At 65.0% G+C, this 23125-nt stretch carries 21 protein-coding genes and 1 pseudogene; 7 read left to right on the top strand and 15 right to left on the bottom strand.

Annotation, left to right across the window (positions count from 1 at the left end; all coding sequences use genetic code 11):
- Positions 1-21 precede the first annotated feature (21 nt).
- On the top strand, positions 22-3462 hold the full coding sequence (gene smc / locus D3876_RS09720) for a chromosome segregation protein SMC (protein ID WP_119761758.1): 3441 nt from the start codon (positions 22-24) through the stop codon (positions 3460-3462).
- Position 3463: 1 nt separating this feature from the next.
- Here the strand turns inward: smc and D3876_RS09715 are convergent, their stop codons facing one another.
- Positions 3464-4423, bottom strand: a complete 960-nt coding sequence (locus D3876_RS09715; RefSeq protein WP_182911971.1) for a GlxA family transcriptional regulator — start codon at positions 4421-4423, stop codon at positions 3464-3466.
- 82 nt (positions 4424-4505) lie between these two features.
- Between D3876_RS09715 and D3876_RS09710 the strand changes: the two genes are divergently transcribed.
- Entirely contained in the window at positions 4506-5189 is a 684-nt protein-coding gene (locus tag D3876_RS09710; RefSeq protein ID WP_238475317.1) for a DJ-1/PfpI family protein, read from the top strand.
- Here D3876_RS09710 and D3876_RS09705 read toward each other — a convergent pair.
- Positions 5172-5840 (bottom strand): annotated as a pseudogene (locus tag D3876_RS09705) (UdgX family uracil-DNA binding protein); the annotation flags it as partial. The gene D3876_RS09710 and the pseudogene D3876_RS09705 sit on opposite strands and share 18 nt — an antisense overlap.
- Before the next feature lie 17 nt (positions 5841-5857).
- Entirely contained in the window at positions 5858-6223 is a 366-nt protein-coding gene (locus tag D3876_RS09700) for a hypothetical protein (protein WP_147417632.1), read from the bottom strand.
- Between the two features lie 267 nt (positions 6224-6490).
- On the opposite strand from D3876_RS09700, the gene D3876_RS09695 reads away from it, so the two are divergent.
- Positions 6491-7693 carry a Yip1 family protein gene (locus D3876_RS09695; protein WP_119761750.1) on the top strand — a complete coding sequence of 401 codons (1203 nt, stop codon included), beginning with the start codon at positions 6491-6493 and terminating at the stop codon, positions 7691-7693.
- 6 nt (positions 7694-7699) lie between these two features.
- Here D3876_RS09695 and D3876_RS09690 read toward each other — a convergent pair whose 3' ends face one another.
- Positions 7700-7909, bottom strand: a complete 210-nt coding sequence (locus D3876_RS09690; RefSeq protein ID WP_119761749.1) for a dodecin — start codon at positions 7907-7909, stop codon at positions 7700-7702.
- A 115-nt stretch (positions 7910-8024) separates the two neighbouring features.
- On the opposite strand from D3876_RS09690, the gene D3876_RS09685 reads away from it, so the two are divergent.
- Positions 8025-9773: a DUF885 domain-containing protein gene (locus tag D3876_RS09685; RefSeq protein ID WP_119761747.1), complete on the top strand. Its 1749-nt coding sequence runs from the start codon at positions 8025-8027 to the stop codon at positions 9771-9773.
- 417 nt (positions 9774-10190) lie between these two features.
- On the opposite strand, the gene D3876_RS09680 is transcribed toward D3876_RS09685, so the two are convergent.
- From D3876_RS09680 to D3876_RS09630, 11 genes are all read right to left on the bottom strand, one after another.
- On the bottom strand, positions 10191-12494 hold the full coding sequence (locus D3876_RS09680; RefSeq protein WP_119761745.1) for an arylsulfatase: 2304 nt from the start codon (positions 12492-12494) through the stop codon (positions 10191-10193).
- A 115-nt stretch (positions 12495-12609) separates the two neighbouring features.
- On the bottom strand, positions 12610-13092 hold the full coding sequence (locus D3876_RS09675) for a hypothetical protein (RefSeq protein WP_238475316.1): 483 nt from the start codon (positions 13090-13092) through the stop codon (positions 12610-12612).
- A gap of 42 nt (positions 13093-13134) precedes the next feature.
- Complete coding sequence (locus D3876_RS09670; protein WP_119761741.1) at positions 13135-13527, bottom strand: hypothetical protein; 393 nt, start codon at positions 13525-13527, stop codon at positions 13135-13137.
- A gap of 50 nt (positions 13528-13577) precedes the next feature.
- Positions 13578-14114 (bottom strand): demethoxyubiquinone hydroxylase family protein, encoded by a 537-nt coding sequence (locus D3876_RS09665; RefSeq protein ID WP_119761739.1) that lies wholly within the window; start codon positions 14112-14114, stop codon positions 13578-13580.
- On the bottom strand, positions 14111-14590 hold the full coding sequence (locus D3876_RS09660; RefSeq protein ID WP_119761737.1) for a disulfide bond formation protein B: 480 nt from the start codon (positions 14588-14590) through the stop codon (positions 14111-14113). Before D3876_RS09660 ends, D3876_RS09665 begins: the two co-directional genes overlap by 4 nt.
- 19 nt (positions 14591-14609) lie before the next feature.
- A complete protein-coding gene (locus D3876_RS09655; RefSeq protein WP_119761735.1) occupies positions 14610-15944 on the bottom strand; it encodes a S41 family peptidase in 1335 nt (444 codons plus the stop codon).
- A gap of 165 nt (positions 15945-16109) precedes the next feature.
- Entirely contained in the window at positions 16110-17306 is a 1197-nt protein-coding gene (locus tag D3876_RS09650) for a murein hydrolase activator EnvC family protein (protein ID WP_119761734.1), read from the bottom strand.
- 5 nt (positions 17307-17311) lie between these two features.
- Entirely contained in the window at positions 17312-17734 is a 423-nt protein-coding gene (locus D3876_RS09645) for a 23S rRNA (pseudouridine(1915)-N(3))-methyltransferase RlmH (protein ID WP_119761732.1), read from the bottom strand.
- A 9-nt stretch (positions 17735-17743) separates the two neighbouring features.
- The gene (rsfS, locus tag D3876_RS09640; RefSeq protein WP_182911970.1) at positions 17744-18130 is read right to left on the bottom strand and encodes a ribosome silencing factor; all 387 of its coding nucleotides are present in this window, start codon (positions 18128-18130) and stop codon (positions 17744-17746) included.
- Between the two features lie 10 nt (positions 18131-18140).
- Positions 18141-18773 (bottom strand): nicotinate-nucleotide adenylyltransferase, encoded by a 633-nt coding sequence (locus tag D3876_RS09635; RefSeq protein ID WP_119761728.1) that lies wholly within the window; start codon positions 18771-18773, stop codon positions 18141-18143.
- Entirely contained in the window at positions 18773-20038 is a 1266-nt protein-coding gene (locus D3876_RS09630) for a glutamate-5-semialdehyde dehydrogenase (protein ID WP_119761726.1), read from the bottom strand. The genes D3876_RS09635 and D3876_RS09630 overlap by 1 nt, the downstream gene beginning before the upstream one ends.
- Positions 20039-20113: 75 nt before the next feature.
- On the opposite strand from D3876_RS09630, the gene D3876_RS09625 reads away from it, so the two are divergent.
- The 3 genes from D3876_RS09625 to D3876_RS09615 all read left to right on the top strand — a co-directional run bounded on the left by D3876_RS09625 (position 20114) and on the right by D3876_RS09615 (position 23022).
- Positions 20114-21184: a DUF3667 domain-containing protein gene (locus D3876_RS09625; RefSeq protein WP_119761724.1), complete on the top strand. Its 1071-nt coding sequence runs from the start codon at positions 20114-20116 to the stop codon at positions 21182-21184.
- An 88-nt stretch (positions 21185-21272) separates the two neighbouring features.
- The gene (locus tag D3876_RS09620) at positions 21273-22505 is read left to right on the top strand and encodes a multidrug effflux MFS transporter (RefSeq protein WP_119761722.1); all 1233 of its coding nucleotides are present in this window, start codon (positions 21273-21275) and stop codon (positions 22503-22505) included.
- Positions 22506-22614: 109 nt separating this feature from the next.
- Entirely contained in the window at positions 22615-23022 is a 408-nt protein-coding gene (locus D3876_RS09615) for an EVE domain-containing protein (protein ID WP_119761720.1), read from the top strand.
- The last annotated feature ends 103 nt before the right edge of the window (positions 23023-23125 follow it).

Below are 23125 nucleotides of genomic sequence, written 5' to 3'. Positions count from 1 at the left end.
GCGTCGGGGGGCGGCGCATCTATGAGGATACGGCGCCTCAAGCTTTCGGGGTTCAAGAGCTTTGTCGACCCCGCCGAGCTCAGGATCGAGCAGGGGCTGACGGGCATCGTCGGCCCCAATGGCTGCGGAAAATCCAACCTGCTCGAGGCGATCCGCTGGGTGATGGGCGAAAGCTCGGCGCGCTCGATGCGGGGCGCGGGCATGGAAGACGTCATCTTCGCTGGCACTACCACCCGCCCCGCGCGCAGCTTCGCAGAAGTTTCTATCCTGACCGAAACCGAGGCTGGTGCGGCTCTCGGCCCGATCGGCGCGGCCAATGACGGCGATGTCGAAGTTGTCCGCCGGATCGAGCGGGGCGCGGGCTCGGCCTATCGCGTCAACGGTCGCGACGTGCGCGCGAAGGACGTTGCGCTGCTCTTCGCCGACGCCGCCACGGGCGCGCATTCGCCTGCGCTGGTCAGCCAGGGAAAGATCAGCGCGGTCATCGCCGCCAAGCCCGCCGAACGCCGTCAGATGCTCGAGGAAGCCGCGGGCATTGCGGGCCTGCACGTGCGCCGCAAGGACGCCGAGCAGAAGCTGCGCGCGACCGAGGCCAACCTCGCGCGCCTCGACGAACTGCTCGCCGACATGGAGGTCCGCGCGCAAAATCTTCGCCGCCAGGCCAAGCAGGCCGAGCGCTACCGTCGGCTGTCCGCTGAAATAAAGGTCGCCGAGGGACGGCTGATCTACGCGCGCTGGCGCGATGCCGCCGCCGCGGCCGAGGCCGCGAAGAAGGAAGCCGAGGCCGCCGAAGCGCTTGTCGCGCGCGCCGCCGAGGCGCAACGCGCCGCCGCGGCATGGCAGGCCGATACGACCAAGGCGCTCGCCGATCGCCGCGCCGCAGCCCAGATCGCGCGCGAAAGGGCGAGCGAAGCGGGACACCAGCTCACCGCTTTGCGCACCGAACGCGCTGCGCTCGACCGCCGCATCGCCGAACTCGCCGCGCAGCAGGCGCGCATGACGGAAGACCGCGACCGCGAAGGCGCGTTGGCCAAGGACGCTGCCGAAGCACTGGCACGGTTGGGCGAGGAAGCGAAGACGCTCGAACGGCGCGCGGCGGAAGCTGAAAAGGGTCGTCCGGCGCTCGAACGCGCGGTGATCGAAGCCGAAACCGCGGCGCGAGATGCCGAGGTCGAACTTGCGCGCGCACTGGCTGCGCAGGCGAGCGAACAGGCTGAGGCGCGCGTCGCACAGGCCGCGCTCACGACCGCCAGCACTCGGCTCGAACGCGCGGAACGCGAATGCCAGCGGCTCGCCGGTGAAAATGCCGCGCTTGGCGAGGATGCGCCGCTGGTCGCAGCGCGCGAGGCGGCTGCAACAGCGCGGCAATCTGCTGAAACTGCAGCAACAGACGCCACCGCCGCCATCGAGCGGGCGGAGGCGGATCGCGTTGCCGCTGCCGAGCGCCGCGACGCCGCGCAGAGCACGGTTGCTGCCGCACAGGCGGCGCTGTCAGCGCTCGAGGGCGAAGCAAAGGCGCTGCGCCGCGCGGTCGAACAGCAGGGCACTGGCAATCGACTACTCGATCGGATCAAGGCCGCGCCGGGTTATGAGCGTGCGCTCGCCGCCGCTCTCGGCGACGATCTCGACGCCGCTCTGGGCGAAGATGGTCCGCGCTACTGGGCGGGGATCGAAGGCAATAAGGACGATCCGCGCCTGCCCGATGGTATGGAATGTCTTGCCAGTCGTGTCGACGCGCCCATTCAGGTGGCGCGCAGGCTGGCGCAGATCGGCGTCGTCGATATTGATGACGGGATCGCGCTGGCGGTCGGACAGCGACTGGTGACGCGCGGTGGCGTGCTGCGTCGCTGGGACGGCTATGTCGCACGCGAAGGGGGCGCAGCCGCCGCCGAACGGTTGATCCGCCTCAATCGCCTGACCGAAATCGAGGCGCAGCTTCCCGGCGCCCAGGCCACCGTCGCGCGTGCCGCCAGCGACGCCGAAGCCGCGAAGGCCGGTATGGATGTCGCGCGCGCGAGCGCCGACGCCGCACGCACCGCACTCTCGCGCGCCGAACAGGCCGCTCGTGCTGCTGCGCGCGAGGAGGATCAGGCCAATGGCCAGATCGAGCGGCTCGCGTTCCGACGCGCCGAGATGGCCGAACGCACTGCTCGCGCCGACGCCGAGCGCGGCGAGGCCGATACCGAGCGCCAATCGGCCAGCGCATCCGTAGCCGCGCTTCCCGACGGCAGTGCGACCGCAACGCTCGTCGCCTCGCTCCAGTCGGGCAATGAAGCCGCCCGCTCAAAGGTCGCGCAACTGAAGGCCGAAAGCGCCACGCTCGATCGCAGCATTGCCGCCGATCGCGAGCGCCATGCCGCAGCAATCGCCGAGGCCAGGAGCTGGCGCACGCGCGCGGGTGAGGCGGCAAAACGGGTCGAGGATCTGGCGAAGCGCGCCGATGCTGCCGAGAAGGAAGCCCAAGCCCTGGCAGACACCCCCGCCGCGCTCGACCGCCGGATCGGCGCGCTTGAGGTGGAAACCGAGCGGCTCTCGACCGAAGCGCAGGCGCTCGCCGCCGCCGAACGCGAAGCCGAGGCCGAGTTGCGCAAGACCGAGACCGCCGCGGCGCAGGCAGGCGAAGCGCTGGCCGAAGCGCGCGAGCAACGCGCGGGTGCCGTCGCGCGCGCCGAGAACCAGGACGCGCGTCGTATCGAAATGGGCCGCATCTCAGGCGAGCGCTTCGAATGCCCTCCCCCGGTGCTCCCGCAGAAGGTCGGCTTCGCGAGCGCCGAGGTTGGCGCGTCCGAGGAGGAGTCCGCACGGCTCGAAAAGCTCAGCGTCGACCGCGAGCGCATCGGTCCGGTCAATCTCGTCGCCGAGCAGGAACTTGCCGAAATCGAAGCCGAGCACAAAACCTCGGCGGCCGAGCGCGAAGAACTGGGCCTTGCCATCAACCGGTTGCGCGGGTCGATCGGAAACCTCAATCGCGAGGGCCGCCAGCGGCTGCTTGCCGCCTTCGAAGCGGTCAACGGCCATTTCCAGCGGCTCTTCATCACGCTGTTCAACGGCGGTCAGGCGCATCTCGAGCTGGTGGATTCGGATGATCCGCTCGAGGCGGGACTTGAGATCATGGCGCAGCCGCCGGGCAAGAAGCTGACGACGCTGACGCTGCTCTCGGGCGGCGAGCAGGCGCTGACCGCGGTCGCGCTGATCTTTGGCCTGTTCCTCACCAACCCCGCCCCGATCTGCGTGCTCGACGAGGTCGACGCGCCGCTGGACGACGCCAATATCGAGCGCTTCTGCGACCTGCTCGACGCGATGACCAAGGAAACCGAAACGCGCTACCTGATCGTCACGCACAATGCGGTGACGATGAGCCGCATGCACCGCCTGTTCGGCGTGACGATGATCGAACAGGGCGTCAGCCGCCTCGTCTCGGTCGATTTGGGCGGCGCGGAGCAGTTGCTCGCTGCGGAATAGATCAGGCGGCGTGCACCACGCGATATTCGTTCGCGGTCATGCCGAAGCGACGCCGGAATGCCGCCGACAGCCGCGCGACGTCTGGAAATCCTGCTTGGGCAGCGACCGTCTTGAGCGCATGCCCGTCCACGATCAGCGTACGAGCGCGATCGAGCCTGAGCTGGGTGACAAACGCTGCAGGCGATTGACCCGTCGCCTCCACAAAATTGCGATGAAAGCTGCGCAGCGTTTCGCCCGCGTGCTCTGCGAGCGCTTCCACTCCCAGCGGTTTTTCGAGGTTGAGCGCGATCCAGCCGATCAGGTCGCGATAGCGCCCCTCCCTTCCCGCCTGCGCCGCGAGCAGCGGGCTGAACTGCGACTGGGTGCCGGGTCGGCGCACGCTCAGCACCAGCCGCTGGGCGATATGTCGCGCTGCTTCGGCGCCGTGGTCGCGCTCGACGATCGCCAGCATCATGTCGATCCCCGTCGTCACGCCCGCCGAGGTCCATAGCGGCCCGTCCTCGACGAAAATCGCCTCGGCATCGAGATCGAGCGCGGGGTGCGTGCGGCGCAAATAGCGGGTAGCCTGCCAATGGCTCGCAAAGCGGCGGCCATCGACCAGTCCCCATGCGGCAAGCACCACGCTACCCGTGCAGATCGATCCGTAACGCCGTGCAGCGCCTCTCGCTGTCACCGTCCAGTCCCGCGCCTCGGTGTCGGCGATCATAGCTGTCAGACCCTCGCGCTCACCGCCGGGAATGAAGAACATATCGACGCCGTCGGGCGCAATCTCGCCCAGCGCGTTGCAGCCGAGCTCGACTCCGCAATTGCTCCGCACCCGCCCCGCCTTCGGGCCCGTCACCACGATCTCATACGCGCGGCGCCCCAGCAGGTCGTTCGCACCGCCAAGCACCGAGCAGGGTCCGGTCACGTCGAGAATCTGGATGCCGTGATAGGCAAGAAACACCGTTGGCGCAGGCATGGCAGAAAAATGCACTAGCTTGTCATTTATGACAAGCCCCGGCTGCATTAACATTTCGCCGAAATCAACGGAGGGCCAGCCGATGCACGTCGTTTTCCTCATCTACCCTAATGTCACCCAGCTCGATTTCACCGGTCCCGCCCAGGTTCTCTCGCGGCTGCCGAACGCACGCGTCGACTATGCCTGGAAGACACGCGAACCCGTGCTCACCGACTCGGGCTTCTCGGTGCTGCCGACCGCGACGCTGGCTGAGGTCACGCACGCCGACATTCTTTGCGTGCCCGGCGGCATAGGCTGCACCGACGTCATGGAGGATGAGGAAATCGTCGCCTGGCTCGCCGAGACGGGCGCGGCCTCGACATGGGTGACGAGCGTCTGCACCGGATCACTCATTCTGGCGGCCGCGGGCTTGCTCACCGGTTATCGTGCGACCTGTCACTGGGCGTGGCACGACTATCTCGCACTTTTCGGCGCCGAGCCCGTGCGGCAGCGCGTCGTGTTCGATCGCAGCAGGGTCACGGGTGGCGGGGTCACCGCGGGGATCGACTTCGGCTTTGCGCTGATGGCGACAATCGCGGGCGAGGAGCACGCGAGGATGGTCCAGCTCGGGCTTGAATATGATCCAGCCCCGCCTTTCGATTCGGGTGCGCCCGACAAGGCCACGCCCGAGACAGTCGCACGCCTTTCGACGCTGTTCGCGGGTCAGGGGAACGACCGCGACGCCCGCATCCGCGCGGTGGCCGAGAGGTCAAAGGAGACGGCCTGACGGCCTGTCGCTGGCCCGGGCGCTACGCGCTGCCGCCTTCTTCAGATCATCGACGAAGCGCGCATATTCCTCTTCGGCGAGCGCTTCGTCCTGGATCCTGAGCACATAGCTGGGGTGGACCGTGATCCAGGCCTCTCCGCCGCCGGGCAGTTCGAGCACGCGCCCGCGTTCACGTCCTATGGTCATGACGCGGCCGAAGAGCGCGCGCGCGGCAGTGGCGCCCATGGCAACGGTCATCGCCGGGCGAATGAGCCCGACCTCCTGATCAAGCCACCATCGGCAGGCCGTAATTTCTCCGGCATCGGGCTTGGCGTGCAACCGCCATTTCCCGCGCGGCTCGAACTTGAAATGCTTGACCGCGTTCGAAAGATAGGTCCGCGCCCTGTCGATACCCGCATCCGCAAGGGCGCGGTCGAGCACCCTGCCCGCGGGGCCGACAAAGACACCGCCTTGCAGGTCTTCCTGATCGCCGGGCGCCTCGCCGACCAGCATCAGCCTTGCATCGACGGGGCCCTCGCCAAAGACCATCTGCGTGGCGTGCCGGTAGAGGTCGCAGCGCGTGCATGCTTGTGCCTCGGCGCGGACTGCCGCGAGCGCGGACGCATCTTGTTGCTCTGCCATCGCCTGCTCGCCTCCGGGAGGTTGAACGGGCGCGCCGTGCTATCGGTTCATCCCGTCAGGCGCGTGAAGATCAGGAACGCGCCGAGAAACAACCCGCTCCAGACAAAAGGCAACGCGATCGCCGCGCCCCACAGGCGGGCGCGCTCGACGCGGAAGCGTACAGAGAGTTCAGCATCGGTGAGGCCGCGCAGCGCGTCACCGTGCCAGCGCGCCTCGATGCGTGCGAGCGCGGGAATCACCAGCCCCATGAGGATCGCGATGCCCAGATAGCTGACGAGCGAGGACCGGGCATAACCCGCAAGCGCGGTGAAGCAGGTAACGTGCAGCATAGTGAACAGCAGCAGCGCGCCCGCCGCGTTGTTCGAAATCCGTTTCTTCCAAGTGCCGTATTCCGGCATTGGGACCGACGCCATATTGCCCTGTTCTCCCTTGATCGACGACTAAGCCATTGCCCGCGCGCCTCACAAGATAAGGTTAACGCGTTCCGACGAACCGATGCAACTGCGCGACCAATGGCAGCTTGAAGCCCGCTGATAGTGTGATTAGCATCGCGGGAAATGGGGGCGGGCTGTGACGGGGCGCACATAAGCGACTGATCGCAGAGCGTAACTCCTGACAAGAACATGGTCGCGCCGGTTGATGCCGGTCGGTTTCGAAACATGCGATGCAGGAGACAGAATATGGAGCAGCTACCCGTCGGTGGTGTGGACCGCGCCGCGCTGATAGCGCGCGCAAAGAACCTGTTGCTCAAGCCCGCGGATGAATGGTCGAAGATCGACGATGAGCCCGCGACAATAGCCGACCTCTTCAAGGGCTGGGTCCTGCCACTCGCGGCGATACCCGCGCTTGCAACTTTGATCGGTTCACTCCTCTTCGGGCACTCTTTGCTCGGGATCACATATCGCCCATCGATCACCGAGGCGCTGAGCACCGCAGTAGTGCAATATGTCCTGACGCTGGCCTCGATCTTCGTCATAGCGCTGGTCATCGACTTCCTGGCACCGCAGTTCAGCGCCACGGCGAACCGCGTCCAGGCGTTCAAGGTCGCGGCCTATTCGGCAACCGCGGGCTGGGTCGCAGGCATATTCAACCTGTTGCCGGCGCTTGGCATTCTGGCGCTGATCGGAGGGCTCTACAGCCTCTATCTTCTCTATCTCGGGCTCCCCAGGCTGATGAAGGCGCCCGCCGAAAAGGCGCTGCCCTACACCGCGGTCGTGGTCCTCGCCGCCGTGCTCGCCTTCATCGCGATGGGCGCGGTCGTCGCACCCGTGGCAGCGATGTTCGGTGGTGCGCCGACGCTCGCCAGCAACGACGGAGAGGTATCTGGCACGCTATCGGTCCCCGGCGTCGGCTCGGTCGATCTCGGCAAGCTCGAGGCAGCATCCAAACAGATTGAGGCTGCTTCGCAGCAGATGCAGGCGGGTGCCAATGGCGAAGCCGTGGCGGCACTCGACCCGAATGTGCTTCAGGGCATGTTACCGGCCACGATCGGCGGCTTCACGCGTAGCGAGCTTTCGAGCGCGTCCGCCAGCGCAGCAGGCCTTGGCGGATCGAGCGCGGAGGCACGTTACGGCACGGGCGATGCGACGATGACGCTCAAAGTCACGGACCTCGCCGCGGCAGGCGGGCTCGCCGCGCTCGGCACCGCGTTCAACGTCCAGTCGAGCCGCCAGACCGAGACGGGGTACGAAAAGACGGGCACCGTCGACGGCCGCATGACCAGCGAGAAATGGGACAACAACACCAGATCGGGCAGCTTCGGCGTGCTCGTGGCCAATCGCTTCATGGTCGAGGCGGAGGGCAGCAATGTCGGGGGGATCGACGCGCTCAAGTCCGCGGTCGCGAGCGTTGATCTCGCCAAGCTGGAGAGCGCCGCGCGGTGATCGCGCTCAGCCCTCGAGCGTGAAGCCGATCTTGAGCGTCACCTGATAATGACCGACCTTGCCGTCGACGATATGGCCGCGCGTGTTGACGACTTCGAACCAGTCGAGCCGCTTCACCGATTTTGCGGTGCGCGCGATCGCCTTTTCGATCGCGTCCTCGATGCTGGTTGCGGACGATCCGACGACTTCGCTGATCTTGTAGACATGATCGCTCATGGCCGCTCTCCTCGCTTCGGTTCACAAGGGTAACGAAGCAGCCTCGCGATCGTTGCACTGGAAAGCACGGCCAAGCCCCGCTAGCGTCCGCGCACATCTCAAGGGACCGGACTTCATGCGAAAAATGCTTCTTCCCCTGTTGCTCGCGACCACGAGCCCCGCGGTCGCCGCTCCTGCTGACGATTTCAAGACGCTGACCGACGCCTATTGGGCATGGGTGCTGAAGCAGAATCCGGTGTATGCGACGGCGCTGGGAGTGCGTGACTATGACGCGCAGATTCAGGACGTCAGCCTGGCGGCGGCGGACCGACGCGCGGCAGACGCCGCCGCGTTCCTCAAACGGCTCGATGCAATCCCGACCGCGCAGCTTTCGGCGGCCGACCAGACCAACAAGGCGATCCTGCGCCGCACGCTTTCGGAGGCGATCGAAGCCAACAGTTTTGGCCAGCGCATGATGCTGTTCACCACCTATGACGGCTGGCATCAGAGCTTTGCGGGAATGGCGGACAATCTGCCGATGCGCACCAAAGCCGACTATGAAAGCTATCTGGCGCGCATCGCGCAATATCCCAAGCTCAACGACGAGGCGCTGAAAATCACGCAAGCCGCCGTCGACAAGGGCTATGTGCTGCCCTGCGTCGCGATCGAGGGGTCGGAGAAGGGAATCATCGGCGTCGTCGTCGACGATCCGACCAAGTCGCGCTTCTACGCGCCCTTCCTCAAGGCCAGGCCGCTCGACGTCAGCGATGCCGAATGGAGCGCGATGCAGGCGAAGGCGAAGGCGATCATCACCGACGTGCTCAACCCCGCCTATCGCAAACACTATGCCTTCTACACGGATACGTATCTCAAGAAGTGCGCCAAATCGGCGAGCGTGTCGGCGCAGCCTCAGGGCGCCAGATATTATGCCTTCCGCATCCGGCAGGAAACGACCACCGAGCTGACCGCCGACCAGATCCACCAGATCGGGCTCGACGAGGTAAAGCGCATCCGTTCCGAGATGGAGGCGGTCGCGAAGAAGGCTGGCTTCGCCAGCCGCGAGGCCTTTATCCAGGAACTGCGCACCAATCCCAAATATTATGCGAAGACGCCCGAAGAGCTGATGGAGAAGGTGGCGCGCATCAACAAGACCATCGACGGCAAGATGCCGACACTGTTCGGCAAGCTGCCGCGCCTCCCTTATGGCATCCGCGAGATTCCGGCCGAGATCGCCGAGGGGACGACGACCGCCTATTACAATCAGGGTTCGCCACAATCGGGGATCGCGGGCACCTATTACGTCAACACCTCGAAGCTCGACCAGCGTCCGCTCTGGGAGGTTCCCGCGCTCAGCGTGCATGAAGCGGTGCCCGGACATCATCATCAGATCGCGCTCCAGCAGGAGCTCGACATACCCGAATGGCGCCGCCACGCGACCTTCTTCACCGCCTATACCGAGGGGTGGGGCCTTTATTCGGAACGGTTGGGCATCGAGATGGGACTCTACGACACCCCCGAAAAGGACATGGGGCGCCTCAGTTACGAGATGTGGCGCGCGTGCCGCCTCGTCGTCGACACGGGCATCCATGCAAAGGGCTGGACCAAGGAGCAGGCGGTCGCCTTCATGACCGACAACAGCGCGCTCAGCGCCGCCAATATCGACGCCGAGGTCAATCGCTACATCACCTGGCCCGGCCAGGCGCTGGGGTACAAGATCGGCGAGCTCAAGATCCGCGAGTTGCGCACGAAGGCGGAGAAGGCACTCGGCCCCAAATTCGACCTGCGCCATTTCCACGACGCAGTGCTGGTCCAGGGCGCGGTCCCGCTCGATGTGCTCGAGGCGCAGATCGACGCATGGATCGCCAAGGAGACGGCGGCGGGCTGAATGCCCCCGCCTTCGCCCCTCGACGATGCTCGGGACAGGCCCCTCGGCGATGCTCGGGACAGGCCCCTCGGCGATGCTCAGCACAGGCTTAACTTCGCTTAGCTTCGCAAACTTCTCACAAAACGCCATGTTGATTCGCCCTCTCGCTCGCGGGTGAACAGCCCGACCCCGGTGAGAACATGACATGAACATTGCATGTAGGACAGGCCGCCCCGGGCGCGTGCTCGCGCGCCGTGCTACGACCGACTGTTCTTTAGGACGGATCGACATCTCAACACCCGGTCCAGTCAGCCCGAACGGATTGAAAATCCACGTAAGAGCGTCGCAATCTCTGGTTGTCGATCGGTCCTAGGGCGAAGGCGGCCTCACTTCGTCAATCTCATTGGACCGCCTTGTCGCGCGAGCGGGCAGGCGCGGTCATTTGCCCGGCTTCACCTCCACCTCGACGCGCTCGATCTTGCCATTGAACTTGAACGGCATCGGATAGGTGAAATCCACTGCCGATCCGGTGTCCATGCCGATGTCGAGGCCCTCGAATATCGCGAACTGGATCGGGACGGTCCGCTCGAGCCTCCCTTGCGCGATCGTCTTGCCGCCCGCCTTCAGTGTCACGGCGCCGCCCTTGCCCATGCCGCCGCCATCATATTTGAAGTCGACGACCAGCTTCGACTTGCCCTTCGGCAGCGGCGCGTCTGCGGTGAAGGTCGGCCGCTCCATGCCGAGATAGTTGTAAACGAAGACCGGCTTGCCCTCGCGCAAATAGAGGCCATAGCCGCCTTCCGATCCGCCCTGCGTGACGATCATCCCCTCTGCCTTGTCGTCGGGCACATCGATCTCGGCGGTGATCGTCCAGCTCTTGTTGAGCATGGGTAGGCAGGCCGCGCCGGGCAAGGCCACCATGCCTTCATAATAAGTCGCCTTGGTGCGCTTGCCGACCATGCTTGGCCGTCCCATCAACTCTGCATTCATGCGGATCGTCCCGCGCCAGTCGAGCGGCAGGACATTATATTTGGCTGCTTCGACCCACCACAAATCCTGAAGTTCGCGCAGCTTGTCGGGATGCAGGCTGGCGAGATCCCTGGCCTGCGAAAAATCCTCGTCCAGCTTGTAGAGCTCCCACACCTGCTGGTCGGGATCCCAATTCTCGTCGCGATTGGGATTCCATGGAATGAAGGACGGCGCCGAGGCCATCCAGCCTTCGTGGTAAAGCCCGCGATTGACGCCGAGCTCGAAATATTGGGTCTTGCGCTTGCTCTGCACCTTTCCGTCCGTGAAGGTCGCGGCAAAGCTCACCCCCTCGATCGGCTTTTGCTGCACGCCGTTGATCTCGCGCGGCTGGGTGATGCCGCAGACCTCGTAGAGCGTCGGCACGATGTCGATCACATGCAGGAACTGATCGCGCAGGCCGCCCTTGTCCTCGATCTTGTCCGGCCAGGAGATGATCATCGGGTTGCGCGTGCCGCCGAAATGGCTCGCCACCTGCTTGGTCCACTGGAAGGGCGTGTTCATCGCGTGCGCCCAGGCCGAAGGAAAGTGGTTGAAATGCTTCGGCCCGCCCAGATCGTCGATGGCCTTCAGATTATCTTCCCATTTCTCCGGGAAGCCATTGAAGAACAGATTCTCGTTGAGCGAACCTTCCAGCCCACCTTCGGCGCTGGAACCGTTGTCGCCGGCGACATAGATGATGATCGTGTTGTCGGCGTCGGGCAGTTCCTTCACCGCGTCGATCACCCGGCCCATCGCCGCATCGACCTGCGCGCCATAGGCCGCGAACACCTCCATCATCCGGGCATAGAGCCGCTTCTGGTCGGCATTCAGCCCATCCCACGCGGGCAGCCCCTTTGACCGCTCGGTCAGCAGGGTGTCCTTCGGCACCACGCCCAATTTCTTCTGCCGTTCGAGCGTCTGTTCGCGATAGGCGTCCCAGCCCATGTCGAACTTGCCCTTGAACTGGTCGATCCAGCTCTGGGGCGCCTGATGCGGGGCGTGGGTGGCGCCGGGCGCGACATAGAGGAAATAGGGTTTATCGGGCGCGATGCTCTTGACCTGACGGACCCAGCGGATCGCCTTGTCGGCCAGATCCTCGGTCAGATGATAGTCGGGATCATCCGATGCGGGCACGAGATTATGGTTTTCGAACAGCAGCGGGTGCCAGTGGTTCATATCGCCCGAATTGAAGCCATAGAAATAGTCGAAGCCCAGGCCATTGGCCCAGCGATCGAACGGCCCCGCGGCGCTCGTCTCCCAGGTGGGCGTATTGTGGTTCTTGCCGATCCAGGCGGTCATGTAGCCGTTCTGGCGCAGCACTTCCGCCACTGTGCCGCAATTCCTCGGCAGGATGCAGGTATAGCCGTCGAACCCTGTGGCTGCTTCCGTGATGCCGGCGAACGAGGCCGAATGATGGTTGCGCCCGGTGATGATCGCCGCCCGCGTCGGGCTGCACAAGGCCGTCGTGTGGAAATAATTGTAGCGCAGCCCCTCCTTCGCCAGCCGATCCATCGTCGGCGAAGGCACGCCACCGCCGAAGGTGCTGAACTGGCCGAAGCCGACATCGTCGAGCAGAATCAGCACGATGTTGGGCGCGCCCTTGGACGGCTGCACCGGTTGCGGGAAGGTCGCCGGGTCCGAATCCTTGAAGGTGCGCCCGACCTGTCCTGTGAAATGGAAATCGGGACGGGGAAGGATTTCAGGGGTTTCCGCTACCGGCAGTTTCGCAGGCATGAACGTGTCTCCGTTTGCGAATGACGCTGAACGGTGACGCTATGCAAAACTGAGGTGCGCGGGTATCGGGAGAAACCCGGGCGTAGCGCTGAAACTCTCCCCCTTTTTTCCCGCGCTACTGCGGCGCCTTGGCCTCTTCCTCGGCCTTGATCTGGGCCTCGATGCGCTCGGCCTGTTCGTCGATCTGGCCCAGCCGTTCCTGGCGCGCAGCCTCGACGAGCTGGGTCCAGTTCGTCCCGTCGCCGACCGCGAGTTCCTCGCGCGCCTGGCGCATGAGCTGGTTGAAGCAGCCAGAGGCTCCGCCCGACCCCGTGGGCGTGCACGAGCCGATGCCCGAACGGCCGACATATTCGAGCCGCTCGGCGCGGTTCACCCAGCTATCGCGCGCGGGATCGGTGGGATTGCCGCGCAGATTTTCGGGAATGCGAAAGCGTTCGTTCTCGCTCTTGCGCGCGCACACGACGATTTCGTCGCCCGTGCTCGGGGGACAGGGATCGTCGCCATAGACCACGATCTGATTGATCCGTTCACGCTCCTGCGCATGGGCTGCGCCCAATGGAACAAGCGCCAACAGGATCGCGGGGACCAACAAACGCATCATAACTTCCTCCTCAACCCTGCCCGTCCTGCGATCAGCCTATCACGGAACGCGTGCACGCTCACGCGCCGCCTGCCGCCGTTCGGCCTGCGCGATGCGTAGCATTTCCGCATAGCACCCCGTCCAGCCGCCAGGGCCCACGACCGAGCAGCTATTGATGCCCGTTCTTCCTGCATATTCAAGCGCTTCAGCGCGCACCGCCCAGCTTTCATTGCCGTTCTGCGGCGAGATTTCCTTTTCGCGGAAACGCTCGGGGATACGGTAGCGTTCGGATTCGGGATGGCGCGCGCAGACGACGATCTCGTCCTCATCCGCGCCGCGCGGGCATTCGTCGTCGCCATAGATGACGAGCATGCGCTGGTTTTCCTGCGCAGCCACCGGGCTTGCGCCGGCTGCCGCAAGGACCAGCGCCGCGATCATGGTGGGGCTTTTCATTCGGTCATTCCTTTACGCTACCCCGTTGATACGCACGGTGCCCCTTCACTTCAGATCCGCTTGGACAAGGCGATTGCAGCGCGACAGCCCATGCGGATCGCAGCGCTCAGCAGCGGATAGGCGAACGCATTCTCCGCGCCCGCCGCCAGCGCCGCATCGCGGTGCTCAATCTCTTCCGCCTGGAACTCGGCGATCGCCGAGGAAAGCTCGGGATCGCTGTCCCCCAATTGCTCGAGCTGTTCGGCATAGTGCTTGTCGATTTCGGTCTCGATCGCAGCGGTGCAGGCCATCGCCGCCTCGGGGCCGATCGCCGCGGTCACTGCGCCCAGTGCAAAGCCTGCGACGTGCCAGACAGGCTGGAGCAGCGTGGGGCGAACGCCGCGGCGTGCGATCATCGCATCGAAATGCTTGCGGTGGCGGTCTTCCTGCGCCGCCATGCCCGCGATCGTGCGGGCGGCAGGCTGCCGATCGCCCATCACCGCAAGCTGCCCTGCATAAATCCGCGTCGCGCCGAACTCGCCGGCCTGATCGACGCGCAGCATCGATGCAGTGTCGGGACGTCGTTCGCCGGGCCTGATCGGAGTCATGGCTTCCTCGCCTTTGCCATCAGCCCCCATATGGCGATCGCCACGCCGATCGAAAAGATCGCGTTGAACCCCGCGAGCGAGATTCCGGCGAACGTCCATTGCGCCTGATCGCAGCGCACCACAGGGGTCGCCATGATCGAATTCAGGATATCCTCTGCGCTTCCGCCCGAAAGGCCTGTCGAGCAGCTCGTCAGCCCTTCCCACCAGCCATATTCGACACCCGCATGGAACACGCCGATGCCGCCGCTGACGAAGATCGCGAACGCGGCAAGCGCGAGCAGCCAGAGTCCGGCTGCGCTTTTCCGGAGCGCGATCGCCAGCACCGCCAGCGCGAGCGCGGCCCAATGTGGCCAGCGCTGCCAGTAGCACATCTCGCACGGATGGAGCCCGCCGAGATATTGCGAGCCGAGCGCGCCGCCGAGCAGCACGGCGGGCGCGAGCAGCGCGAGCGCGCGCGCTTTGCCAAGTGCGTCCATCATCGTCCCCCCGCGCGCGTTAGCGTTTGCCGGTAGGGCGCGACGCGGCGACCGTAAGCGGCTTGGCGAGCCGTGTAATCGAATCGATCGCATAGGTGAGCTGGAAGTCCTCGACGCCCTTCTTCTTCAGCTCTTCGGCAGTCATCTTGAAGCGCGGATCGTCCTTGGCGTCTTCCTCGAGCACGCTGTTGTCGACCTTGGCCTCGTTGATCAGATGGCGCTTGAGATCGGCCTCACGGAAGCGCGGGCGCGTCTTGTAGTCGGGGTCGGAGAGCTGCGGCACCTGAATGTCGGGCTCGATCCCGCCTTCCTGCACCGAGCGGCCCGAGGGTGTGTAGTAGCGCGCGGTGGTGAGGCGAAGCGCGGTGGTGTCGGTGAGCGGCAGCAATGTCTGCACCGATCCCTTGCCAAAGCTGCGTTCGCCCATCACGACGCCGCGATGGTGATCCTGAATCGCACCCGCGACGATCTCCGCGGCGGAGGCCGACCCCGAATCGACGAGCACGACGATGGGCAGCCCCTTCGCCATGTCGCCAGGACGCGCATAAAAGCGCTCGATATCGCCCTTCTGACGTCCGCGTTGCGAGACGACCTCACCGCGTTCGAGGAAGACGTCGGAGACCTCGACCGCCTGGTCGAGCAACCCGCCGGGGTTGGAGCGCAGGTCGACCACATAGCCGGCGGGCTTGCCGCCCAGCGACTTCTCGATGCCGACGATGGCGGCGCGAACGCTTTCCGCCGTCGTGCGCGAGAAGCTGTTGATGTTGATGATCCCGACGCGGTTCTTCACCTCCCACTTGACGGGCTTCAGCTCGATGATCTCGCGCGTGAGCGTGACGTCGAAAGGCTTGTCGCGGCCGGGGCGGACGATGGTCAGCTTGATCGCGGTTCCTGGCTTGCCACGCATCTGGTCGACCGCCTCATCAAGCGTGCCGCCGTAAATCAGCGTGCCGTCGAGATGCGTGATATAGTCGCCCGCCTTGATCCCCGCCTTGTACGCGGGCGTGTCCTCGGTCGGGGTGATGACCTTGACCGCGCCATCTTCCATCGAGACAGTCAGGCCCAGCCCGCCATAAGCGCCATCGGTCTGGGTGCGCATATTCTCGAAATCGCGCGCGTCGAGATAGGAGCTGTGCGGATCCAAGCTGGAGAGCATGCCGTCGATCGCGCCCTTGATGAGCGCTTCGTCGTCGACCTTCTCGACATAGTCGGCGCGCACGCGCTCGAACACCGCGAGAAACTGGTCCAGCTCGCGCCAGGTCGTCGAATCCACGGCGGCCATGCTGGCTGTGGTCGCGGGCACCAGCGCCACCGCGGACAGTGCTAGGGCGGCGCGAATCATCGGTTTGGGCATTGAATCACTGTTCCTGCAGTAAGGATTCCCAGAAATTGCGGGGCAGCATACAGGCTTTTACGCGCCGGAGAAATGCAAGTTGCCCCCCGAAACATGGGAAGGGGACGATATTCGGCATCCCCTTCCCACAGGGAGCCGGAACAGCTTATCGCTGCCATATGAACCTTAGCTGACGAGCGGAGCAATATCGACGGGTTGGCCGTCGCGGCGCAGCTCTACCGTGATCATCGGCCGGTCCGCCCTGGCGCGACCGAGAGGGCTGCCCTGCTCGACATTATCGCCCACCTTGACGCCAAGCCGCGACATGCCCGTGATCAGCGTCGTCACTCCGCCGCCGTGATCGATGATGACGATCTGGCCATAGCCGCGATAGGATGCGGCGAAGGCGATGCGCCCGCTTGTCGGCGCCACGACCTGCGCGCCCGGCGCGGTTTGCAGCGTGATACCCCTGGCACGCGTTCCCGCCGCCGAAACCTCGCCCAGACCGGTCACGACATCGCCAACGACGGGCAACCGATAGCGCGGATTGCTCGGTTCCGCGCGCTGGCGATCGACGGGCGCGTGCGCAGCACTTCCGGGAACTCGCGGTCGGAGCAGCGGCCCCGGCAAACTCGCCAATGTCTCGCGCGTTACCGCTGCGTCTTCGAGCTCATCCATCAGCTCGGTGATGTCGCGCGCCGCTTCGCCGAGCGCGATCGCGCGATCCGCTTCGAACATCGCGCTGTTGGCAAAACGCTGCGCGCGCACACGATGCTCGGCCTCCATTCTGGCCAGCGCCACCCTTTCGGTCTGAAGCTTCTGACGCCCCTCACGCAGCGATGCCGCCGCCAGATCGGCGGTGCGCCTGAGCGCGCGCCCGCGCGCGACCTCCTCGCGCAGCCCCGCGGTGCGTTCCTCCACCACGGGCATGACGGTCGCGAGCAGCGAACGGACATGGACGACATCGCGCGTCGAGCCCGGGCGAACGAGCGCCAGCACGGGCGGACGTCGCGCCATCGTCTGGAGCGCTGCAACAAGTTTCACGATCGCATCCTGCTTTTCGGCAAGACGCGAACGCTGCTCAGCCTGAAGCCGTGAAACGATGGCTATGCGCGCTTCGGCCGCGGCGATTCCGGCTTCGGCCTCCTGGATGCGTGCAGCGACCGCGGCGGCGAGCCGGCGCGCCCGGATCGCCTCGTCACGCTCGGCGACGGCGTCGTGTTCGAACTGGAGCGACCGTTGATGCGCGATCAGCGCATCCTGCTTTGCCTTGATCAGCGCCCGCTGCTCGTCCTTCAGGGTCGTTGCAGCGGGCGAAAGCGTGGCCACGCCGAGGCCGAGCCCCAGCGCCGCGATCCCTCCCCATATCGCCGCCCGCTTCATGCGCGCTATCCTTCGCGATGATAGGGGTGGTTGGCAAGGATCGAGGTGGCGCGCCACAATTGTTCAGCAAGCATGGCGCGCGCCAGCAGATGCGGCCAGGTCGCCTTGCCAAAGGCGATGAGCAGGTCGGCGTCGGCGCGCTGTGCGTCCTCGAAGCCGTCGGCCGCACCGATGAGGAACCGCACCTCACGCCGCCCCTGATCGCGCCAGGATTCGAGCTTTTTCGCGAATTGCAGCGATCCGAGTTGCTCGCCCTTTTCGTCGAGCATCACGGTCACCGTGCCAGGCTCGAGCGCAGGCATCTTGCCGCCGGCATCCGGCAGCTCGGTCATCCTGAACGGCCAGTTCAGCCGTTTGACATAGCGATCAACGAGCTCCGCCTCGGGCCCGCGGCCGATGCGCCCGCGGGCGACGATATGGAGCAGCATTGACGCGCCTTAGCCCTCGTTGGCGGCGGGCGCGTCTCCGAAGTTCCACATCCGCTCGAGGTTGTAGAAGCTGCGAACCTCGGGACGGAAGAGATGGACGATCACATCGCCCGCGTCGATCAGCACCCAATCGGCATTGGGAAGCCCTTCGATACGCGCGGTCTTGTGGAACTCGGCCTTGATCTTCTCGACGAGCTTCTGTGCCATCGAGGCGACCTGACGCGTGGAACGGCCGCTCGCGATCACCATGTGGTCGGCGATGCTGCTTTTTCCGGCTAGCGGGATGGAAACCGTCTCTACCGCCTGGTCGTCTTCGAGCGAAGAGAGCACGAGTTGATGAAGCGCCTCGACGCCTTCGGCGTCACTAGGCACTTTTGCGGAAGCGGTGGCTGGCAAGGTTGCTCCTTCAGGGTATCGGCGCTCGTGTCAGACCGTCGCGCGGAACGCTGCGGCCAAAGACGTGGTGCCAATGGGGGTCTGCCTGTCGCAGACGGGTTGCGGAGGTTGGGTCGGGGCGAAAGCGCAACAGCACGAGCGCCGGCAAACTCCATTGCGTCCACTGGTTTCTGTGGCATGCGGGGCGGACGAACCCCCTTAGCCAACCCATCGCAGGGCTTGCGCGGGCAGCACCATCATAACCCGGACGCGCGATTACGGCAATCGGGACAGTAGCGGCAATTCTCCGCCAGTCGCGCCAGCGGTGGAACTGACCGAGATTATCGGCCCCCATCAACCAGATGAAGCGAACCTTGGGATAGCGCCGCCTGAGCGCACGGAGCGTGTCGACGGTGTAGCGCGTGCCCAGTTGCGCCTCGATCGCGGTCGCGCGAATCCGGCTGCCGCGCGCCATCTGTTGGGCCGACGCGAGCCGCGCGGAAAGCGGCGCCATGTCGCCCGCACCGTCCTTCAGCGGATTGCCCGGAGACACCAGCCACCACACCTCGTCGAGTCCGAGCGCCTCCATCGCAAACAGGCTTATCTTGCGATGTCCGCGATGCGCAGGGTTGAAGGATCCGCCGAGAAGGCCGACGCGGGTCATCAGGGCCGCGTCTGTCCCGTTCCCCGGACGAGCCATTTGTAGGTCGTCAGCCCCTCGAGCGCGACAGGTCCCCGCGCGTGGAGACGGCCTGTAGAGATGCCGATTTCCGCGCCCATCCCGAATTCGCCCCCGTCGGCGAACTGGGTCGAGGCGTTGTGCGCGACGATCGCGCTGTCGACCCCTGCAAGGAAGCGCTCTGCGGTTGGCTTGTCCTCGGTGACGATCGCGTCGGTATGGTGCGATCCGTGCCGCGCGATATGCGCCATCGCGCCATCGATGCCGTCGACGATCGCGACCGAGGCAATCGCGTCGAGATATTCGGTATCCCAGTCCTCGGTACTCGCCGCGGTAACGCGTACGTCCAGCGCCTGCACCGCGGCATCGCCGCGCACGACACACCCCGTCTCGATCAGCGCGCCGATCAGCGCCTTTGGATCGGGATAGGCACGGTCGATCAGCAGCGTTTCCATCGCGCCGCACACGCCAGTCCGGCGCATCTTCGCGTTGACCGTGATGTCGATCGCCTTGGCGGGATCGGCCGCCGCGTCGATATAGACGTGGTTGATGCCGTCGAGATGCGCGAGCACGGGCACGCGCGCCTCTTCCTGCACACGCGCGACGAGCGACTTGCCGCCGCGCGGCACGATGATGTCGATCAGACCGGCGGCGGTCAGCATCGCGCCCACTGCGGCACGGTCGGTGACGCCGACAAGCTGGATCGACTGTTCGGGCAGCCCTTCCGAAACAATGCCACGCACCAGCGCGGCGTGGATCGCGCGGTTGCTCGCCATGGCCTCGGAGCCGCCGCGCAGGATCGCAGCATTGCCCGATTTGAGGCAGAGCGCACCCGCATCCGCGGTTACATTGGGCCGGCTTTCATAGATGATGCCGATCACGCCTAGCGGTACGCGTACGCGCTGGAGGATCAGTCCATTGGGGCGCAGCGTCTCGTCGATGATCCGTCCGACGGGATCGCGCAGATGCGCCACCGCCTCAACGCCCGCGGCCATCGCCTCGACGCGCGCGAGATCGAGCCTCAGCCGGTCGAGCATCGCGGGAGAAAGGCCATTGGCGCTTGCGCGCGCCATATCCTCGGCATTGGCCGCAAGGATCGCGTCGCGCTCACCCAGAATCGCCGCCGCTGCGGCCTCGAGCGCTGCCGCCTTGCGCGCGCTTGAGGCGCCGGCAAGCACTTGCCCCGCGCTGCGCGCGGCTTCGCCCATGGAACGGATCAGCGATCCGCAGTCGATGCCCTTCTCGATCATGCCTGCCCGCTAGCACGATCGGCGCGGCTTCGAAATAGTCTCCACAGCCCCGCAAGCCGCTGTTATTACCGGGACATGACGGGGGAAATTGAAGCAGCCGGCGACGCGATCACTGGCGGACTGGTCGCAAAGGCGATCGAAGGCAATGCCGGCGAGCATGGCGAGCACGGCGATTTCTGCCTGAATTGCGGCACGAAGCTCGTGGGATCGCATTGCCACGCATGCGGGCAATCGGGGCATATTCACCGATCATTGAGCGCAATCTGGCACGACATTGCGCACGGGGTGCTCCATTTCGAGGGCAAGATCTGGCGCACGCTGCCGCTTCTCGCGCTACGTCCCGGTGAGCTCACGCGCCGCTATATCCACGGCGAACGCGCACGCTTCGTATCGCCGCTCGCGCTCTTCCTGTTCTCCGTATTCCTGATGTTCGCGGTACTGAGCATTTTCGGCAGCCATCTGGAGGCGCCCGCGGACGTCCAGAAGGATGTGACCGGGCGAGGCGCAGTCGAAGTGAAATTGAAGCGCGATGAGATCGCCGCAGAACTTGCGGAAATAGACCGCCGGATCGCCGATGCCAGGGCAGCGGGCCGGGACACCGGGGACCTCGAGCGCGAAAAGGCTACGGTCTCGGGCGTCGTCCGGATCGTCGAAGGCGGTCCGACGGTGCTCGCCGACAAGAGCGGCCAGCTCATCGGCAACGCAAGGACCGGGTGGACGCGACTCGACAAGGGGATCGCCAAGGCGGGCGAGAATCCCAACCTGCTGCTCTACAAGCTCCAGACCAACGCCTATAAATTTTCGTGGATGCTGATCCCGATTTCGGTGCCATTCGTATGGCTGCTCTTCTTCTGGCATCGCAAGCGGCACATGTACGACCATGCGGTCTTCGTGACCTATTCCCTCGCTTTCATGACGCTGTTTTTCACCGCCTTGACGCTGCTCGGCGCGCTCGGCGTGAGCACCAACTGGCTGGCGGTCGCTGCGGTCTTCCTCCCGGCGGCGCACATGTTCGTCCAGCTCAAGGGCGCCTATGAGCAAAGCACGGCAAAGGCGCTGGTCCGAACTTTCCTGCTGCTCAACTTTACCATCTTCACGATCGTCATCTTCCTGTTGTTGCTGCTCGGGCTGGGGCTTGTCGGCTGACGCAGGCGTGAAAAACTTGTTTGCACTGCAACATTTTTTGCGGGTGCGGCTCTGGCCTTGATGCGCGGTTTGCGTCAAAGGCTCGCGCATGGATGCGTCAACCAGCCTTGAACCTGTCGTTGAACAGCGCCCCGGTTTTCGTGAGTTCGTAGCGCTCATCGCGGCGATCATGGCGATGGTGGCGTTGGCGATCGACGCGATGCTGCCCGCGCTCCCCGCGATCGGCGAGGCGTTTGCGGTGGATACGGACAATCACCGCCAATATGTGATCTCCGCCTTCATGGTGGGCTTCGGCGTCGCGCAGGTGTTCGTCGGCACGCTGTCGGACCGTTTCGGGCGCCGACCCGTGCTGCTGACAGCGCTCGCCGCCTATACGCTGTTCAGCATCGCTGCGGCCTTTGCGCCGAGCTACGAGATGCTGTTGATCGCGCGCATGCTGCAGGGCGCCTCGGCCGCGGGCGGACGTACGCTCGTCGTCTCGATCGTGCGCGACCGCTATGTCGGGCGGCAGATGGCACGCGTGATGAGCCTTGCCTTCATCGTCTTCATGGCGGCCCCGATTCTCGCGCCGTCGGTGGGCCAGCTCATTCTGCTGGTCGCGCCGTGGCGCTGGATCTTCGTCGCGCTTGGCCTTGTCGGCGTCGGATTGTGGCTCTGGGTCGCTATGCGACTTCCGGAGACATTGCCTCCTGCTCAGCGCGTTTCGATCAGTCCGACACAGTTGCGGATATCCTATGGCAAGGTGCTTGGGGATCGTCAGTCGACGGGGTACACCGTCGCCCTCGCCTTCCTGACGGGCGCACTGTACGGCTTCATCAATTCGGTCCAGCAGATCTTCGCGGATATTTTCATGGCACCCCATCTGCTTGCGCCCGTATTCGCCTGTGTTGCAGGCACCATGGCGCTGGCGTCGCTGCTCAACTCGCGCATCGTAGTGCGCGTTGGCATGCGCTTCATCGGCCACGCGGCGTTGATCGCCTTCACGCTGATGGGTTTTGTCCATATGCTGATCGCCGCGAGCGGGCATGAGACATTGTGGACCTTCGCGCTGCTCCAGGCGCTGATGATGGGCTGTTTCGGGCTTTCCACCGCCAATTTCGGCGCGCTAGCCATGGAGCATGTGGGTGAAGTCGCGGGCACGGCCAGCTCGCTCCAGGGCGCCTTTTCCACGATCGGCGGCGCGCTGATCGGGATCACGATCGGCCAGCTTTTCGACGGCAGCACCGTGCCGCTCTATGCAGGCTTCTTCCTGTGCGGACTTGGCGCTTTGGGCGCGATCCTGATCTGCGAACGGGGACGGCTGTTCCATCATCCGGCCTAGGTCTTCGACGCAGGTTCCAGCGTGATCCGGATGAAGCGGGCCACGCTCCTCTTGGCCAGCGGGCGCGGGAAGCATAACACAGTACTTACCGCAGCACCGGGAGAAGCAGATGGCGTACTGGCTGATGAAATCCGAACCCGATGCCTATGGCTGGGACGATCTCGTGCGTGACGGCGAAGGCTATTGGGACGGGGTGCGCAACCCGACCGCCGCGCTCCACATGCGCACGATGAAGCAGGGCGACCAGGTGCTCTTCTATCACAGCAATACCGGGCTCGAGGCCGTTGGCATCATGGAGGTTTCGGGCGAGGCCGAACCCGACCGGACCGACGCGACCGGGCGCTGGGTCGCGGTGCGCGTCAAGCCGGTAAAGCCGCTTCCCAAGCCCGTCAGCCTCAAGGCGATCAAGGCCGAGCCGCGGCTTGCCGATTTGCCGATGATCCGCCAGTCGCGACTTTCGGTCGTGCCTGTTTCCCCGGCCGAGTGGAAGGTCATCATGGAGATGGCGGGTGCGTAACGATCGACTCGCGGCGCAGGTCGATTCGGCGTTGTAACGAAATCCCCTAAGGGTTTTTCCTCCCGTTCCATCGCCTCGTCGCAGGACTCGGGCAACTCGTCAC

Origin of the sequence: Sphingomonas cavernae (genome assembly GCF_003590775.1) — a bacterium.
Classification (GTDB): domain Bacteria; phylum Pseudomonadota; class Alphaproteobacteria; order Sphingomonadales; family Sphingomonadaceae; genus Sphingobium_A; species Sphingobium_A cavernae.
Note: the sequence above shows the minus strand (reverse complement) of the source record. Positions and strands in the feature narration are given on the sequence as shown.